Genomic DNA, 15,020 nt, shown 5'->3' on the forward strand with positions numbered 1-15,020 from the left:
ATTAGCCATCCGAATCGTTATCGGAGGAAGCGATCGAGTCGGGCGTGAGGCCCAGCCGGTCGCGTAAATCGCGCCAGCCGGGCTGCGTCACGAGCACGGCGCGCGAGCCTTCCTGGCGGCGCATCCAGCCGCGCTCGCACATCAACGCCAGCCACGCCACGCCGAGCGGCCCTGCCAGGTGGTGCTGCCGCTCGGTCCAGTCTAGGCATTGCCGCGCGATGCCCAGCCGGCCCGGCTTGAGCATCGCCACGTCGAGGCCGAGATCGCCGAACCATTGCGTGCCCGCCGCCGTGACGACGAAACGCTTGTCGGCGTGTTCGGCGATCAGGCCGGCTTCCGTCAACCGCCCCGTGATCGCCACGCCGAGCTGGCCCGCGAGATGGTCGTAGCAACAGCGCGCGAAACGCAGCGTGCGCGCTTCCTGACCGAGCGGCTTGCGGCGGATCGTTGCGCGCGCACCGACCGTTGCGAGGCTTTCGAGCAGCGCGCCCACTTGCGCATCGGCGAGCCGATAGTAGCGATGCCGGCCTTCCTTTTCCACCGCGAGCAACCCGCCGTCGAGCAGCTTCGCAAGGTGACTGCTCGCGGTTTGCGCCGTCACGCCGGCCGCATAGGCGAGTTCGCCCGCAGGTAGCGCGCGGCCGTCGGCGAGCGCCATCAACATGGCGGCGCGCGCGGGATCGGCAATCAAAAAGGCCGTGGCGGACACTCTCGGCTGGACAGTCATCGAATTCTCCGGAACTTGCCCGTAGCGTAACGCGCGCTCATGGTCGCATGTTTCGACGCGCATCGAAACATCGCCAACGCATCGCGCCCAATACTGAAGGCGAACCCGGCGAACGCAAGGAGAACCGATGCAAGCCACCACCCCCGATGTGCGACGGCGCGTGTTATGGGCAACGAGTATCAGCTACGTCGTGGTGATCCTCGACACGTCCATCGTCAACGTCGCGCTCGAACGCATCGGCGCGAATCTGGCGGGCGGCGTGGCGGGGCTGCAGTGGGTCGTCAACGCCTACACGCTCACGTTCGCGAGCCTGCTGCTTTCGGGCGGCACGCTCGGCGACCGGCTCGGCGCGCGCCCGGTTTATATCGCGGGACTCGCGGTGTTCACGGCGGCTTCGGCGTGGTGCGGCGCGGCGCCCGGGCTCGCGTCGCTCACGTTCGGCCGCGTGCTCCAGGGCGTGGGCGCGGCGCTGCTCGTGCCGGCGTCGATGGCGCTCATTCACGGCGTTTGCGCGAATGCGCGCGAGCGCGCCGCCGCGTTCGGCGTCTGGGCGGGGCTGGGCGGCGTCGCGATGGCGGCGGGGCCGCTGCTCGGCGGCGTGCTAATCGGCGTTGCAGGCTGGCGCAGCCTCTTCTGGCTCAACGTGCCGGTGTGCCTCGCGGGCATCGCCATGGCGGGGCGGATCGCGCCGCAAGCGCTCCGGCGCGCGTTGGCGGTCGCGCCGCGCCGGTTCGACCTCGCAGGGCAGATCTGCGCCGTGGCCGCGCTCGCGCTCGTCAATGCGTCGATCATCGCGGCACCGGCGCGCGGCTGGCTTGCGATGCCCGTCGTTGCGGGACTCGCCGCCGCGTGCCTGGCGGGAACCGGTTTCATCGCGCTCGAGGCGCGTCGCGAGCAACCCATGTTGCCGCTGGCCTTCTTTCGTGAGCCGGTGTTCACGGCGGCCGTGGTCGTTTCGATGATTTCCGCGTTCACGTTCTACGGCTTGCTGTTCGGCTTGAGCCTGTATTTCCAGCAGCAGTGCGGCTATTCGCCGGCACACGCGGGGCTGGCGTTTCTGCCGCTCACGGTCGTGGTGCCGCTCGGCAGCCTGCTCTCGCGCCGCGCGGCGGCGTGGCTCGGGGCGCGCGCGTTAGTGGCAGGCGCATGCGGGCTGGCCGCGCTCGGCTATCTGGGCGCGGCGCTGAGCGTGGCGCCCCTCGACGCGACCTCCATGCATGACGGCGCGCTGATGGGGGCGCTGCCGCTGATCGGCCTCGCCGCGAGCCTCATCACGCCCGCCGCCACGGCCGCGCTCATGGCGTCGGTCGACGCGGAACGCTCCGGCGTGGCAGCGGGCGTACTCAATACCGCCCGGCAGACCGGCGCCGCGCTCGGCGTGGCCGTCGCGGGCGCGTGGCTCGCGGGGCGCGCTTCGATCGGCGCCGGTCTGCGCTTCGACCTGCTGCTCGCGGCCGGGCTGTCGGTGTTCGCGGCGGGAATCGGGTGGAGCGCGGGGTGGCGCGCGGGGTCACACGACGCGCACCTGAACTATCGTGCCGCGAAGAAGAACGCATGAAGTAGAGTGCCGAAGCTGCACTCGAACATGCGGAAGTCACGGAAGTCGCCCGGAATCTGGACTACAGTCCTTGCATGCGCCGCGCATCCCGCGCGTGGCGCGCCAATGAAGGAGCTTAGCCATGGCCGAATACGGGCAGCATCCGTCATCCGTGTTGACGTTGAAAAGCGCCCACGACTTCGATACGACGATCGCGCGCGTGAAGACCTTGCTCGCCACCGCCGGTGCCGTCGTGTTCGCCGACGTGGACCAGCGCGAGGCCGCCGAAGCGGCCGGACTCACGTTACGGCGCACGCGGCTGATCCTGTTCGGCAACCCGAAGGCGGGCACGCCCGTGATGGCCGCGAATCCGCATGCGGCCGTGGAATTGCCGCTGCGTCTCGTGGTGTGGGAAGACGACGAAGGCCACGCGCGCGTCGACTACCGCGATGTCTCGCAGACGCTCGGTCCGCTCTACGGCATCACGCCCGAAGTGCTCGGGCCGCTCCAGCGTGTACCGGCACTCATTCAGGACGCCATGCACTGAAGTAGGTGCAGTGCAGAAGCAGCATTTTGGTGCATTTTCGGCATTTACTTAAAAATTGACAGGCGCGGCGGCCTTCGCGTACCTTAGCGGACTTCGCGTTGCCGACGGACGGTGCCGTTTGTGCCGCTCCGCTCGCTTGACGCCGCCTTCGCTGTCTTTTTCCATTCGCCGATGACTTCCCGCGCCGACCGCTCCGCCGCAGTTCCCCACGACACCGCCGACGCGCCTCCTTCGACCGCCACGGTAACCGAAGCCCCGGTCGTGCAGCACTGGCAACGCAATCTCGCCGTGTGTGTGGTGGGCTCGTTCACCACGCTCGTCGCCATGACGCTCATGCTGCCGTTCCTGCCGCTCTACGTCGAGGAACTCGGCGTACACGGCCACGCGGCGATCGTGCAGTGGTCGGGCATCGCGTACAGTGCCACGTTTTTTACGGCCGCACTCGTCGCGCCAGTCTGGGGGCGGCTCGGCGACCGCTACGGCCGCAAGCCCATGCTGGTACGCGCGAGCCTCGGCATGGCGATCACGATGTCGCTCATCGGCATGTCGCGCAACATCTGGCAACTCGTCGCGCTACGGCTGCTCGCGGGCTTCGCGGGCGGCTACTCGTCGGGCTCGACGATCCTCGTCGCGACCCAGACGCCGCGGCATCGCTCCGCGTGGGCGCTGGGCGTGCTGTCGTCGGGCATCATGGCGGGCAATCTGATCGGGCCGCTGCTCGGTGGCGCGTTGCCGCCGCTCATCGGTTTGCGCGGAACGTTCTGGGTCGCGGGCGCGGCGATCTTCGCGGCGTTCATCGCGACCTGCGTGTTCGTGAAAGAAGCGCCGCGTCCCGTGCGCGCCGCGAAGGAACAGCAATCGGGCGGCTGGTCCGCGCTACCCGACAAGCGGCCCATCGTGGCCATGCTCGTGACCGGCACGCTGCTAATGCTCGCCAACATGTCGATCGAGCCGATCATCACCGTCTATGTCGCGACCCTCGTGCACGATCCGGCGCGCGTGACCTTCGTCGCGGGTCTAGCGATGTCGGCGGCGGCCCTCGGCAGCATCGTTGCGGCGTCTCGCGTGGGGCGGCTCGCCGATCGTATCGGTCACGCCAAAGTCATCGTGGGCGCGCTCGCCCTGTGCGCCGTGCTGCTCGTGCCGCAGGCGTTCGTTTCGGCGGGCTGGCAACTGGTCGCGCTGCGCTTTCTGATGGGCGTCTCCCTCGCGGGCCTGTTGCCGTGCATCGCCACGGTGATCCGGCACAACGCGCCCGATCATGCGGCGGGCAGCGTGCTCGGTTATTCGGTCTCTGCGCAATTCGCGGGGCAGGTGCTCGGGCCGCTGATCGGCGGTTTCATCGGCGGCCATTTCGGCATGCGCGCGGTGTTTCTCGGCACGAGTCTGCTGATGCTCGCGGGCGCGGGCTATACGTGGCGTGCGGTGGGTTTCGGTCAGCGTAATCTGCATGGCTGATTGACCGGACGCGTGCCGGATTCGCGCTGCGCAACGCGTCCGCATCGTCGCGCTTCATTGACCGAAAAAGATATCGCACTGCGCGCGTGGCGTGCAGGGTTTGCCCACGCGATACCCCGAGGCGCCGCGCGAATCGGACGTCCCGCCATACGACATGTCGGTGGTCGCCTGCGCCGAGGCGTTCGCCGCATCGGTCATGCGCTGTTGCGCGCGCGGTTGTGCCGCTTGCGTCGCGGCATCGTCGGACGCCAACGCCATGGCCGGTATGCACACGGCCACGATCGTGATGCCGGCCGCGATCCACGCTAAACGGGTTTTCATTGCAGCCTCCTTTTCCCGAACGCCCGCCAGTGGTTTGCAAACGCGCGCTCGATAGTCGAAAGGTCGGAATGCCGGCGCACGAAGCGCGGCTACCGATTCGAATTAGTCGGATACAGGGAAGATGGGCGCCCACGTGATGGGGCGACACAGCGCGGCGCGGCGCAAGAGCGGGAAAAGCGGGGCGCGCGGATAAAATCCGCGCTGTGCTTTAGTTATAGTTTGCGGCGCGACGAGTGCCAACGATGCGTGGCGCCGGTGCCACACGCTGCCGCAGGCACGCCATGCAAATGCGTCGGTGAGTTGCGGGCATGGCCGGTTGCCGGGCGATCACACCGGGCCGCGCGCATCGATCGTCGGGAAATAGAAAATGGCCCGACTGCGCGGGCCATTTCATTCACACTTTACGCCTCGAGCCAATTTACGCTTCGAGTTTCGCGTTCAACGTGATTTTCGCGTTATTGGCGAACAATTTGGACACCGGGCAATTTTCTTTCGCCGCCGTCGAAAGCTCCTCGAACTTCGCCTGGTCGATACCCGGAATCTTCGCGCTCATGTCGAGCTGGCACGCCGTGATCGCGAAACCCTCGCCGACCTTGTCGAGCGTGACCGTCGACTTCGTTTCGATGCTCTCCGGCTTGAAACCCGCCTGGGTGAGGAAGAGCGAGAACGCCATCGTGAAGCAGCCGGCGTGCGCGGCGCCGATCAGTTCTTCGGGATTCGTGCCGGGGCCGCCTTCGAAGCGCGACGCGAAACCATAGGGCGCATCGCGCAGCACGCCGGTTTGCGTGGAAATCGCGCCCGAGCCGTCCTTGATCCCGCCGTGCCATTTTGCCGATGCCGTCTTTTGCATGATGTCTCTCCGCGATGTGAAAGGGGAATGGGAAACGGCAGGGCACGCAACGCGCGTGCCCCACATCCGTCGAGAGGGATCTTGCCTGATTTGCGGAGAATCAGTGCGCAGGCTGTCCGGCGTACCACGCGGCGGCCGCGTCGATTTCCTCGGGCGTCATGTTGCGGGCGATGTTGCGCATCTGCTCGGAAATGTCGTTGTGGCGCGTGCCATTCGCGAACGCCTCGAGTTGTGCCGCGGTGTAAGGCGCGGGCAAACCGTCGAGCCACGGGCTGCCGACCTTGCTGTCCACGCCGCCGTGGCACGCGCCGCACGCGGGAATGTTGCGCATTGGCGCACCCACCGCCACGATGGCGGGCGCGTTGCCGCGTACGCGCGCGATGGGCGGAATCGACGCGTAATAGGCCGCCAGATCGCGCATGTCCTGATCGGAGAGATCGCGTGCCATGGGCGACATCACGGCGTTCTGGCGCGCGCCCGTTTGAAAGTCGTGCAATTCCTTGTACACGGCCGTTGCGTACTGGCCCGCGAGATTCGGCGAATTCGCCATGCTCAAGCCGCGTGGGCCGTGGCACATCGTGCAGCGTAGCGAGAGCGTGGCGCCGCGCCCGATCGAAAGGTTGGTCGCGCCGTCGAGCATATGCGGCGCGAGTTCGACCGTGCTGATCTTGTACGCGGGTACCACCGACGTTTCGCTCGCATGCCAACGGTTCGGCACGCCCGCGGCACTGCAGATCGCGTTCCAGATGCCCTGAAATTGCGCATCTTTTTGCACCGAGGGCAGCCACACGAAGCCGATCAACACCGAGACCACAAACGTGAGCACCGTCGCGCCCACGCTCGCGCGAAACCACACGTTGCGAAACGAGAACAGGCGTTCGTCGCTCATCGCTGCGCTCCAATCGGGATCGCGGGCACCGCGGTGTCGGGCGTCGCGAGCAGTTGCGCGATCGGGTAACCGTAATTGGCGATCGTGAGGGCAATCATCAGCACGATCCACAAGCCGAAGCTGTTGAGCGCGACGGGCAGCGTGGGCGACTCGTGCACGGGCGTGCTGAAGCGATATTCGTCGGGCTTCACGACCGCCGCGCGATGGCCTTGCAGCAGCACGACGAAGAACAGGATCGCCGAGATCACGAGAATGAAGCCGCCGATCGCGGAGAGCGTCACATACGGCCCCCAGCTCGCGAGCGCGGGGTCGGTGTAATCGTAGTAGGACATGCGGCGCGGCATGCCGAGCAGACCCACCACATGCCAGGGGAACGTCAGTACGATCATGCCGATGAACCACAGCCACAACTGCCAGCGCATGAGCCGCCAGTTCGCGAGCGCGCGGCCCGTGAGTTGCGGCCAGAGATCGTAGGCGATCGCGAAGTACATGATGACGATGGCGCCGCCGAAGATCAGATGAAAGTGGCCCGTGACCCATTGCGTGTTGTGCACGGGCTGATCGAGCTGATAGCTCATGTTGATGAGGCCGCCCGCGCCGCCGAAGCCGAGCATGACGAACGAGAACGCGACCGCGAGCATTTGCGGGTTGTGCCACGGTAGCCTGGCGATCCAGCCGAACGGACCCTTGCCGCCGCGCAGCCGCCCGGCGATCTCCACCGAGGCGCAGATGGTGAACACGGTGAGCAGCGTGGGCACCGAAACCAGCGCCGTGAAGACCGACTGCACGAACTTGAAGCCCGAGCCCACCTGCGGGTCGGTGAAGAGATGATGCAGGCCGATCGGCATGGCCACCACGAGAAACAGGATGAAGGAGATGCGCGCCATCGAATCGCTGTAGAGGCGCCCGCCAATCGCGCGCGGCACGATCGTGTAATAAGCGATATACGCGGGCATCAGCCAGAAGTAGACGATCGCGTGCAGCGTCCACGAGAAGAACACGCGCGCGAGGCCCGCGTCGATGGTGCTGCGCAAACCGAGCGCGACGGGCAAGATCATGAACAGCACTTCGATGGCGGCGCCCACGGCCGTCCATCCCCACAGATACGCGCCCGCCGTGGTCGCGAACATCGCGAGCGGCACGGGCTTGCCGCGGTTGTCGCGCTTCCACGCGGCGAGATTGACGCCCATCAGCGCAACCCAGATCCACGAGCCCACCACCACGAACACCACGCCGATGTAATAGAACACGTTGCCGATCATCGGCGGATAAAAGGTGTACAGCACCGAAGCGAGACCGAGCGCGACCGGCACCGAAGCCGTCACGCCGCCGAGCGCGAGCAGGATGAAGCCGAGCCACGCCCAGCGCACGCCCACGAGCGGCCGCTTCAACGCGAGTTCGGTCACGGCGTAGCCGAAGCCCATGGCAATGAGCGTGGGAAATGCATAGCCCATGACCGTGCCGTGCTCGGTCACGGAGCGGTAATACAGCTCGGGGTTCTTGAGCATGGGATGCAAAGGACTCCGCACGAGCATCTGCCACGCGCCGAGCAGCAGCGCGACACCGAACAGGATGAACGCGAGCCAGAAGTGGGCGAGTACGAGTCGCTTGTTATTTAACACAGCTGAGCCTCCGCGCGGCATTGCCGGACTGTGACGCCATCTGCATGAACGTATCGCGATCGACGACCTTCACGTGAGCCCACATGCCCTGATGGCCCGTGCCGCAGTATTCGTGGCACGGCATGGTGTGATCGGCGGGCTTGTCGAACGTGGTGCGGAACGTGGAGACGTAACCGGGTTCGACCATCGAGTTGAGATTCGTGTCGGTGATGAGGAAACCGTGTATGACGTCGGCGCTGGTCGCGCGAAACGTGATGGGCGTATTCGCCGGCACCACGATGCATTGCGGCGTGAACGAGTACTGCTGGGCGACCACGCGTACGGTCACGGACCCGTCGGTTTCCACCGCGCTGCCGAGGTTCGATTCGACGAATTCGCCGGACACGTGCAGCGTTTCCGGGTCCACGGTCTCAACGCGCGAAGGCGGCATCATGGCCCAATGCAGGCCCGTGAACACGACCATCGCCACGAGCACGAGGACGAGCAGCACCATGAAGATCGCCCAGCGTCGCTCGACGCGCGCGGCGATCTCGGCACTGGCGTGGTTATCGAGTGGGTTCGACATGAGGCCGGGCCTTTGTGATCAAGATGGTCTATTCGAACTATTGAATGACGCCGCGCGGCAGAAACACGAAAAAGTAGAACGCGAACCAGATCGCCGCGACGATGGCCGTGGCGATGCTCGCCAGGGCGAGCGCGCCGCCCGGCCCGCTGCGTACGATCTCGTCGACTTGTTCGTGTTGCGGGCGCTCGCCCGGTTGTTCGGCAACGGGTGTCTCGATCATGACGGCCTCAGAAAAGCGGCGCCGAGCGCAGCGCGTTCACTTCGTGCACGGAAACGGGCGTACCGTGATTGCCCCACGCCGTGCGGATATAGGTGACCACGGCCGCCACTTCCTCGTCGGAGAGCGACTGCGCGAAAGGCGGCATGCCGTACGGCATGGGATTCTTTTTCGTGCCCGGCGCATAACCGCCGTTCAGTACCATGCGAATCGGATTCACCGAGGAATTCATCTGAATCGACTGGTTGTTCGCGAGCGGCGGGAAATGCGGCAGCTTGCCCTGGCCTTCGGTGGCATGACACAGCGCGCACTGCGCGTCGTAGATCTTCTTGCCGAGCGGTGCAAGTCGCGCGCCTTCCTCGGTCATGAAGCTCGTTTTCGGCGCTTTGTCGACTTCGTTCGAACGACCCGGCAGCGACTTCAGATACACGGCCACGGCACGCACGTCGTCTTCGTCGAGATACTGGAAGCTGTCGTAGACGACCTCCGCCATCGGCCCGTACACGGCGCCGCGATTCGACACGCCCGCGTGCAGCAAGTCGACGATATCGTCGATGCTCCAGTCGCCGAGACCGGCTTCCTTGTTCGACGTGAGCGAGGGTGCGTACCAGTTCTGCACGGGAATCAGGCCGCCCTGGAATTGCTTCGAGGCCGAGTTGCCGCCGAGCGCATTGATCGCCGTGTGACACATCGTGCAGTGCCCGAGTCCTTCCACGAGATACGCCCCGCGATTCCATTCCACCGACTGGGTGGGATCGGGCTTGAACTCGCCGGGCCGGAAGAACAGCGTGCGCCAGCCGAGCAGCAGCGAGCGCTGGTTGTACGGAAAGCGCAGGTCGTGCGGGCGATTGGCCTGATGCACGGCCGGCGTGGATTGCAGGTACGCGAAGATCGCGTCGGAGTCGGCGCGCGTGACCTTGGTGTACGACGCGAACGGCATGGCGGGATAAAGCAGCGTGCCGTCGCGCGACTTGCCGTCGTGCAGCATGCGATAGAACTCGGCGGCGGTCCATGCGCCGATGCCATATTGCCTGTCGGAAGAGATATTCGGCGTATAGAGCGTGCCGAAGGGCGTCTCCATTGGCCGGCCGCCGCCGAACATCGGCATGGAAGGCACCGTGTGGCACGCGATGCAGTCGCCAGCGCGCGCGAGATATTCGCCGCGCGCGATCAACGCAGCATTCGATGCGGTCGGTGCGCTACTCGCGGAGCTGGCGCCGGGCGCGGCCGTTTGCGCGAACGTGGCGGCAGTGCCAGCACCCAGCACGGCGCACGCAAGCAGGGCAGCGCGACGCAGGAACGATGAGGGGAGAAGGGTTCGAAGTCTGCGCACGTCGATACCCCGGCTAGTTGTGAACGCCGCCGCACGCCATCGGCAGCGGCGCGGGCGCCGCGGGCGTGGGGTCGGCAGGCGCGGGTTGCGAGGCGAGCCACGCGGCGATGGCGGTGATGTCGCGGTCGGCGAGACGCGTCGCGACGTCGTGCATGCAGTCGGGGCTCGCGGCGCGGCGCGTGCCGTAACGGAACGCGCCCAGTTGCGCACTGATGTAATTCGCATGCAGACCCACGAGACCCGGAATGGCGGGTTCCATACCGGTTAGCGAGGCGCCGTGACAGCTCGCGCACGCGGGCACCTTGCGATTGGGCGCGCCGTTCGTGACGAGTTCCTTGCCGAGCGCGAGCGTGGCCGCGTCGACCGTGGGCGCGGCGGGCGGCGGATAGGGCGGATGCTGCTGCGCGAAGAACTCGGCGATCTGCTTCAGGTACGCGTCGGGCAGATACGCGAGCAGATAGTTCATGGGCGGATAGCTGCGGCCACCGTCGCGAAACGCGATCAGCTGGTTGTACAGATAGCCCGCTGGCTTGCCCGAGAGACGCGGGAAGTAGTCGTTGTCGGTGCCTTCGCCATGCGCGCCGTGACAGGCGGCGCAACCGAGGACGCGCGCCTGCATCGTGTCAGGCGCGCGCTCGGCGGCCGGCGCCGCGAAGAGCGGCGCGCACGGCAGCGCAAGCGCAAGAATGAGGAGAACGATGCGATGGCTCAATGATTCCCTCGTTGCGGTGTGTGACGGCACAAACGCGATGCGATTCGATATCAGTTGAGGCGTCGTCCGTGGGGACCGGAATTATCTTGGCGTGCGGGCGCGCTTCCTCTGAAACACATTATGGGAGAAAAAAGAAAATGAGCGCCGGGAATCTGCGCAAAATTCATCGCGATCGAGTGTCGCACTCAGTACGTTTGCTAACGCAACAATATGCGTTTTCCCTGCGACCGCATTATTTACATTGGCATCCTAACTATTAATCGAGCCAATATCGCAGTGAGTTTTTCCGTGTCATGCGAGACGGTGACTGGCGGCCCTCGCGGGTCATCCTATGTCGCAGGGTTCGCAATGCGCGCGTCGCAGCGAGGCGTTTGCGCGAGCGCGAAGCACGCCGCATGGGTTATACGACAACGTATAATGGACAACGACAGATAACAGGAGAGCCCCACATGGCGGAGTCGCTTGGCACGCCTGCCTCCCCCGCGAACAGCCCCATTACCCCGCGTGGCCGCAATCTCGCCGGGCAGGTCGTGAATTACATCAGCGAGCAGATCGCCTCGCGGGCGCTCAAGGCCGGCGACAAACTGCCCACCGAGAGCAGCCTCATGACGCAACTCGGCGTGAGCCGCACCGTGGTGCGCGAAGCCATTTCGCGTTTGCAGGCCATGTCGGTGATCGAAACGCGTCACGGCATCGGCAGCTTCGTGCTCGAACCGCGCCGCGAACCGCTCGACCTGGAGATGGTGCCGGCCGCCACGCTCAACGACGTGCTCTGCGTGCTCGAACTGCGTATCAGCCTCGAAACCGAAGCGGCGGGGCTCGCCGCGCAACGCGCGAGCGAACGCGACCTGGCTGCGCTGCGCACGGCGCTCGACACACTCGACGTGGCCACGCGCACCGGCGGCGACAGTTCGGGCGCCGACCTCGAGTTTCATATCTGCGTGGCACGCGCCACGGGCAACCGTTATTTCGTCGACATCCTCACGCAGATGGGTGCGGCGCTCATTCCGCGGCATCGCGTCAATTCGGCGAGCATCGCGCACCGCGACCCGAAGGCGTACGCGGAACTCGTCAACCGCGAGCACGAAAGCATCTTCGACGCGATTGCGCGCCACGATCCCGACGGCGCGCGCGCGGCCATGCGCATGCATTTGTCGAGCAGCCGGGAACGGCTGCGGCGCGCGGCGGCGGAGTCGGGCGAACCCGTCTGAACGGGCAGGGCGGCGACTGGAGACGGTTGCCGCGCCAGAATTTGCTGCGCTTTCGCTCCATGTTGTATGATGTCTTATAACATGAGGCAATCGCTCGATCTCGTGACCGGAAGCCCTTTCCGCACGGGTTTTGCAGAAAATTTTGCGGAAAATTGAGGGTTTACACCACATCAGACAACCGGAAAGTGTGCTTAAAATGTCATCAGACAACGTACCACGAAGTATGATGCATGCGCGCCCCGGTGCGCCGATCAGGAGACAACCTCGATGTCCGCTTCCGTTCACCGTCATGACAACCTGCTGGACTCGGCCAGCGCCAAGGTCATGCGGCACGTGCTGCCGCTCTTTCTCATCATGTTCATCGCGAACTACATCGACCGTGTGAACGTCGGTTTCGCGAACACGCACATGGAAGCCGACCTCGGGCTTTCGGCGGCCGCCTACGGTCTGGGCAGCGGTCTGTTCTTCGTCGGCTATGCGCTGTTCGAAGTGCCGTCGAACATGCTGATGCAGAAGTACGGCGCGCGCGCGTGGCTCACGCGCATCATGGGCACGTGGGGTATCGTTGCCGGCGCGATGGCGTTTGTGCAAAACGACACCTCGTTCTACGTATTGCGCTTTCTGCTCGGCATTGCGGAAGCCGGCTTCTTTCCCGGCGTGGTCTATTACTTTGCGCAGTGGCTGCCGCAGAAGGCGCGCGGCAAGGCCGTGGCCGTGTTCCTCGCGGGCTCGGCGTTCGCCTCGGTGCTCTCCGGTCCCATCACCGGTGCGCTGCTCTCGGTGCGCGGTCTCGGCCTCGCCGGCTGGCAGTGGATGTTCCTGATCGAAGGCGGCTTCTCCATCGTGCTGTGCGGCGCGAGCTGGTTGTTGCTGAAGTCGCGCATTCGCGACGCGCACTGGCTCACGCGCGACGAGCAGGGCGCGCTCGAAACGTATATGGCGCGCGAGCAGGCCGAACGCGAAGCCGCCACGGGCGCGCACGTTCCCGTGCTGCGTTTGCTGCGCGATCCGCAAATCGTGCTGTTCTGCTTCCTCTACTTCGCGATCCAGCTCACGATCTACGCGGCCACGTTCTGGCTGCCCACCATCATCCGCAAGATGGGCGGCCTCAGCGATTTCCAGGTGGGTCTCTACAACGCCATTCCGTGGATGATCGCCATCGTCGCGATGTATTGCTTCGCGATCCTCTCCGCGAAATACCGCTTTCAGCAAGCATGGCTCGCGCTGGCGCTGGTGATTGCCGCGTGCGGCCTGTTCGCGTCCACGTCGGCGAATCCCGTGTTCTCGTTCGTGGCGATCTGTTTTTCGGCGATCGGTTTCAAGGCCGCTTCGTCGCTGTTCTGGCCCATGCCGCAAGGCTATCTCGACGCCCGCGTGGCCGCCGCCGTGATCGCGCTCATCAACTCGCTCGGTAATCTGGGCGGTTTCTTCGCGCCCGCCACCTTCGGTTATCTGCAGCAGCACACGGGCTCGATCACGGGCGGCCTCTACGGTCTGGGCGTGACCTCGCTGATCGCCGCGGCGGCCGCGTTTCTCGCGCGCAACAAGCCCACACGCCGCGCGCCCACCGAAGAACAAGTGCATCGCGGCGCGCATTGAGCACCCGACATCGATCCATACGCAAATCGTCTCGATCCTTTTATCCGCTGAATCTTCACAGGTAACACGTCATGTCCACCTCCACCGTTCGATCCCACGCCACGCCCGTCGTGACCGAGTTGCGCGTCGTTCCCGTTGCGGGCCGCGACAGCATGCTGCTGAACCTGAGCGGCGCACACGGCCCGTTCTTCACGCGCAACGTGGTGCTGTTGCGCGACAGCGCGGGCAATACCGGCGTGGGCGAAGTGCCGGGCGGCGAAGCGATCCGCAAGACGCTCGACGACGCGCGCGCGTTCGTGGTCGGCCAGTCGATCGGCAATCTGCAGGCCGTGCTCAACACGGTGCGCAAGCAGTTCGCCGACCGCGATTCGGGCGGCCGCGGCCTGCAAACCTTCGACCTGCGCACGACCATTCACGCGGTCACGGCGCTCGAAGCGGCGCTGCTCGACCTGCTCGGTCAGCATCTGAACGTGCCGGTCGCCGCGTTGCTCGGTGAAGGCCAGCAGCGCAGCGAAGTGGAAATGCTCGGCTATCTGTTCTTTATCGGCGATCGCAACAAGACCGACCTGCCGTACGCGAGCGGTGCCGAGGGCCGCGACGCGTGGGAGCGCGTGCGCACCGAAGTCGCCATGACGCCCGAAGCCGTGGTGCGTCTCGCCGAAGCCGCGCAGGCGCGTTACGGCTTCAACGACTTCAAGCTCAAGGGCGGCGTACTGGCCGGCGACGCCGAAATCGAAGCCGTCACCGCGCTCGCCGAACGCTTCCCGCAAGCGCGCGTGACGCTCGACCCGAACGGCGCGTGGTCGCTCGCCGAAGCCATTCGCCTGTGCCGCGACCAGCACGACGTGCTTGCTTATGCCGAAGACCCGTGCGGTGCCGAGAACGGCTATTCGGGCCGCGAAGTGATGGCCGAATTCCGCCGCGCTACGGGCTTACCCACGGCCACCAACATGATCGCGACCGACTGGCGCCAGATGGGTCACGCCATCCAGCTGCAATCCGTCGATATCCCGCTCGCCGATCCGCATTTCTGGACCATGCAGGGTTCGGTGCGCGTCGCGCAGATGTGCAACGACTGGGGCCTCACGTGGGGTTCGCACTCGAACAATCACTTCGACATTTCGCTCGCGATGTTCACGCACGTGGCCGCTGCCGCGCCGGGCAAGATCACCGCGATCGACACGCACTGGATCTGGCAGGACGGCCAGTTCCTCACGCGCGATCCGCTGCAGATCGTGGGCGGCAAGGTGCAGGTGCCGCAGAAGCCGGGCCTCGGCATCGAAGTCGACATGGACGCGCTGGACAAGGCGCACGCGCTGTATCAGGAACATGGTCTCGGCGCGCGCGACGACGCGATGGCCATGCAATACCTCGTTCCGAACTGGAAATTCGACAACAAGCGCCCGTGCCTCGTGCGCTGATATCGAACCAC

General features: G+C 65.5%; 15 protein-coding genes. 6 read left to right on the top strand and 9 right to left on the bottom strand.

Going from position 1 to position 15,020, the window contains the following annotated elements; translation table 11 throughout:
* Position 1 precedes the first annotated feature (1 nt).
* Positions 2 to 727: an ArsR/SmtB family transcription factor gene (locus tag FAZ98_RS15165; protein ID WP_158952141.1), complete on the bottom strand. Its 726-nt coding sequence runs from the start codon at positions 725 to 727 to the stop codon at positions 2 to 4.
* Between the two features lie 127 nt (positions 728 to 854).
* Between FAZ98_RS15165 and FAZ98_RS15170 the strand changes: the two genes are divergently transcribed.
* The 3 genes from FAZ98_RS15170 (at position 855) to FAZ98_RS15180 (ending at position 4,269) form a co-directional block, all read left to right on the top strand.
* The gene (locus FAZ98_RS15170; protein ID WP_158952142.1) at positions 855 to 2,285 is read left to right on the top strand and encodes an MFS transporter; all 1,431 of its coding nucleotides are present in this window, start codon (positions 855 to 857) and stop codon (positions 2,283 to 2,285) included.
* A 121-nt stretch (positions 2,286 to 2,406) separates the two neighbouring features.
* Positions 2,407 to 2,811: a DUF302 domain-containing protein gene (locus FAZ98_RS15175; protein ID WP_158952143.1), complete on the top strand. Its 405-nt coding sequence runs from the start codon at positions 2,407 to 2,409 to the stop codon at positions 2,809 to 2,811.
* A 171-nt stretch (positions 2,812 to 2,982) separates the two neighbouring features.
* The gene (locus FAZ98_RS15180) at positions 2,983 to 4,269 is read left to right on the top strand and encodes an MFS transporter (protein WP_158952144.1); all 1,287 of its coding nucleotides are present in this window, start codon (positions 2,983 to 2,985) and stop codon (positions 4,267 to 4,269) included.
* 54 nt (positions 4,270 to 4,323) lie between these two features.
* On the opposite strand, the gene FAZ98_RS15185 is transcribed toward FAZ98_RS15180, so the two are convergent.
* The 8 genes from FAZ98_RS15185 to FAZ98_RS15220 all read right to left on the bottom strand — a co-directional run bounded on the left by FAZ98_RS15185 (position 4,324) and on the right by FAZ98_RS15220 (position 10,685).
* Positions 4,324 to 4,590 (bottom strand): hypothetical protein, encoded by a 267-nt coding sequence (locus FAZ98_RS15185; protein WP_158952145.1) that lies wholly within the window; start codon positions 4,588 to 4,590, stop codon positions 4,324 to 4,326.
* 418 nt (positions 4,591 to 5,008) lie between these two features.
* On the bottom strand, positions 5,009 to 5,440 hold the full coding sequence (locus FAZ98_RS15190; RefSeq protein ID WP_158952146.1) for an OsmC family protein: 432 nt from the start codon (positions 5,438 to 5,440) through the stop codon (positions 5,009 to 5,011).
* A gap of 100 nt (positions 5,441 to 5,540) precedes the next feature.
* On the bottom strand, positions 5,541 to 6,329 hold the full coding sequence (locus tag FAZ98_RS15195; protein WP_158952147.1) for a c-type cytochrome: 789 nt from the start codon (positions 6,327 to 6,329) through the stop codon (positions 5,541 to 5,543).
* Positions 6,326 to 7,951, bottom strand: a complete 1,626-nt coding sequence (locus FAZ98_RS15200) for a b(o/a)3-type cytochrome-c oxidase subunit 1 (RefSeq protein ID WP_158952148.1) — start codon at positions 7,949 to 7,951, stop codon at positions 6,326 to 6,328. The genes FAZ98_RS15195 and FAZ98_RS15200 overlap by 4 nt, the downstream gene beginning before the upstream one ends.
* Positions 7,941 to 8,516, bottom strand: a complete 576-nt coding sequence (locus FAZ98_RS15205) for a cupredoxin domain-containing protein (RefSeq protein ID WP_158952149.1) — start codon at positions 8,514 to 8,516, stop codon at positions 7,941 to 7,943. The genes FAZ98_RS15200 and FAZ98_RS15205 overlap by 11 nt, the downstream gene beginning before the upstream one ends.
* A 37-nt stretch (positions 8,517 to 8,553) precedes the next feature.
* The gene (locus FAZ98_RS15210) at positions 8,554 to 8,736 is read right to left on the bottom strand and encodes a hypothetical protein (RefSeq protein WP_158952150.1); all 183 of its coding nucleotides are present in this window, start codon (positions 8,734 to 8,736) and stop codon (positions 8,554 to 8,556) included.
* A gap of 7 nt (positions 8,737 to 8,743) precedes the next feature.
* Complete coding sequence (locus FAZ98_RS15215) at positions 8,744 to 10,000, bottom strand: c-type cytochrome (RefSeq protein WP_233272775.1); 1,257 nt, start codon at positions 9,998 to 10,000, stop codon at positions 8,744 to 8,746.
* A gap of 79 nt (positions 10,001 to 10,079) precedes the next feature.
* A complete protein-coding gene (locus tag FAZ98_RS15220) occupies positions 10,080 to 10,685 on the bottom strand; it encodes a c-type cytochrome (protein WP_158953923.1) in 606 nt (201 codons plus the stop codon).
* 542 nt (positions 10,686 to 11,227) lie between these two features.
* On the opposite strand from FAZ98_RS15220, the gene FAZ98_RS15225 reads away from it, so the two are divergent.
* The 3 genes from FAZ98_RS15225 to gudD all read left to right on the top strand — a co-directional run bounded on the left by FAZ98_RS15225 (position 11,228) and on the right by gudD (position 15,009).
* Positions 11,228 to 11,989 carry a FadR/GntR family transcriptional regulator gene (locus FAZ98_RS15225; RefSeq protein WP_158952151.1) on the top strand — a complete coding sequence of 254 codons (762 nt, stop codon included), beginning with the start codon at positions 11,228 to 11,230 and terminating at the stop codon, positions 11,987 to 11,989.
* Positions 11,990 to 12,256: 267 nt separating this feature from the next.
* Complete coding sequence (locus FAZ98_RS15230; protein WP_158952152.1) at positions 12,257 to 13,588, top strand: MFS transporter; 1,332 nt, start codon at positions 12,257 to 12,259, stop codon at positions 13,586 to 13,588.
* Between the two features lie 71 nt (positions 13,589 to 13,659).
* Positions 13,660 to 15,009, top strand: coding sequence for a glucarate dehydratase (gudD, locus tag FAZ98_RS15235; RefSeq protein WP_158952153.1), 1,350 nt, complete (start codon positions 13,660 to 13,662; stop codon positions 15,007 to 15,009).
* The last annotated feature ends 11 nt before the right edge of the window (positions 15,010 to 15,020 follow it).

The organism is Paraburkholderia acidisoli (assembly GCF_009789675.1).
GTDB classification, from domain to species: domain Bacteria; phylum Pseudomonadota; class Gammaproteobacteria; order Burkholderiales; family Burkholderiaceae; genus Paraburkholderia; species Paraburkholderia acidisoli.

Bases quoted from the DNA above. Each gene is read 5' to 3' on its own strand.
- FAZ98_RS15170 (WP_158952142.1), top strand. From the start codon at position 855: ATGCAAGCCACCACCCCCGATGTGCGACGGCGCGTGTTATGGGCAACG.
- FAZ98_RS15180 (WP_158952144.1), top strand. From the start codon at position 2,983: ATGACTTCCCGCGCCGACCGCTCCGCCGCAGTTCCCCACGACACCGCC.
- FAZ98_RS15185 (WP_158952145.1), bottom strand. From the start codon at position 4,590: ATGAAAACCCGTTTAGCGTGGATCGCGGCCGGCATCACGATCGTGGCC.
- FAZ98_RS15230 (WP_158952152.1), top strand. From the start codon at position 12,257: ATGTCCGCTTCCGTTCACCGTCATGACAACCTGCTGGACTCGGCCAGC.
- FAZ98_RS15165 (WP_158952141.1), bottom strand. From the start codon at position 727: ATGACTGTCCAGCCGAGAGTGTCCGCCACGGCCTTTTTGATTGCCGAT.
- FAZ98_RS15220 (WP_158953923.1), bottom strand. From the start codon at position 10,685: ATGCAGGCGCGCGTCCTCGGTTGCGCCGCCTGTCACGGCGCGCATGGC.
- FAZ98_RS15195 (WP_158952147.1), bottom strand. From the start codon at position 6,329: ATGAGCGACGAACGCCTGTTCTCGTTTCGCAACGTGTGGTTTCGCGCG.
- FAZ98_RS15205 (WP_158952149.1), bottom strand. From the start codon at position 8,516: ATGTCGAACCCACTCGATAACCACGCCAGTGCCGAGATCGCCGCGCGC.
- FAZ98_RS15190 (WP_158952146.1), bottom strand. From the start codon at position 5,440: ATGCAAAAGACGGCATCGGCAAAATGGCACGGCGGGATCAAGGACGGC.
- FAZ98_RS15225 (WP_158952151.1), top strand. From the start codon at position 11,228: ATGGCGGAGTCGCTTGGCACGCCTGCCTCCCCCGCGAACAGCCCCATT.
- FAZ98_RS15210 (WP_158952150.1), bottom strand. From the start codon at position 8,736: ATGATCGAGACACCCGTTGCCGAACAACCGGGCGAGCGCCCGCAACAC.
- FAZ98_RS15175 (WP_158952143.1), top strand. From the start codon at position 2,407: ATGGCCGAATACGGGCAGCATCCGTCATCCGTGTTGACGTTGAAAAGC.
- gudD (WP_158952153.1), top strand. From the start codon at position 13,660: ATGTCCACCTCCACCGTTCGATCCCACGCCACGCCCGTCGTGACCGAG.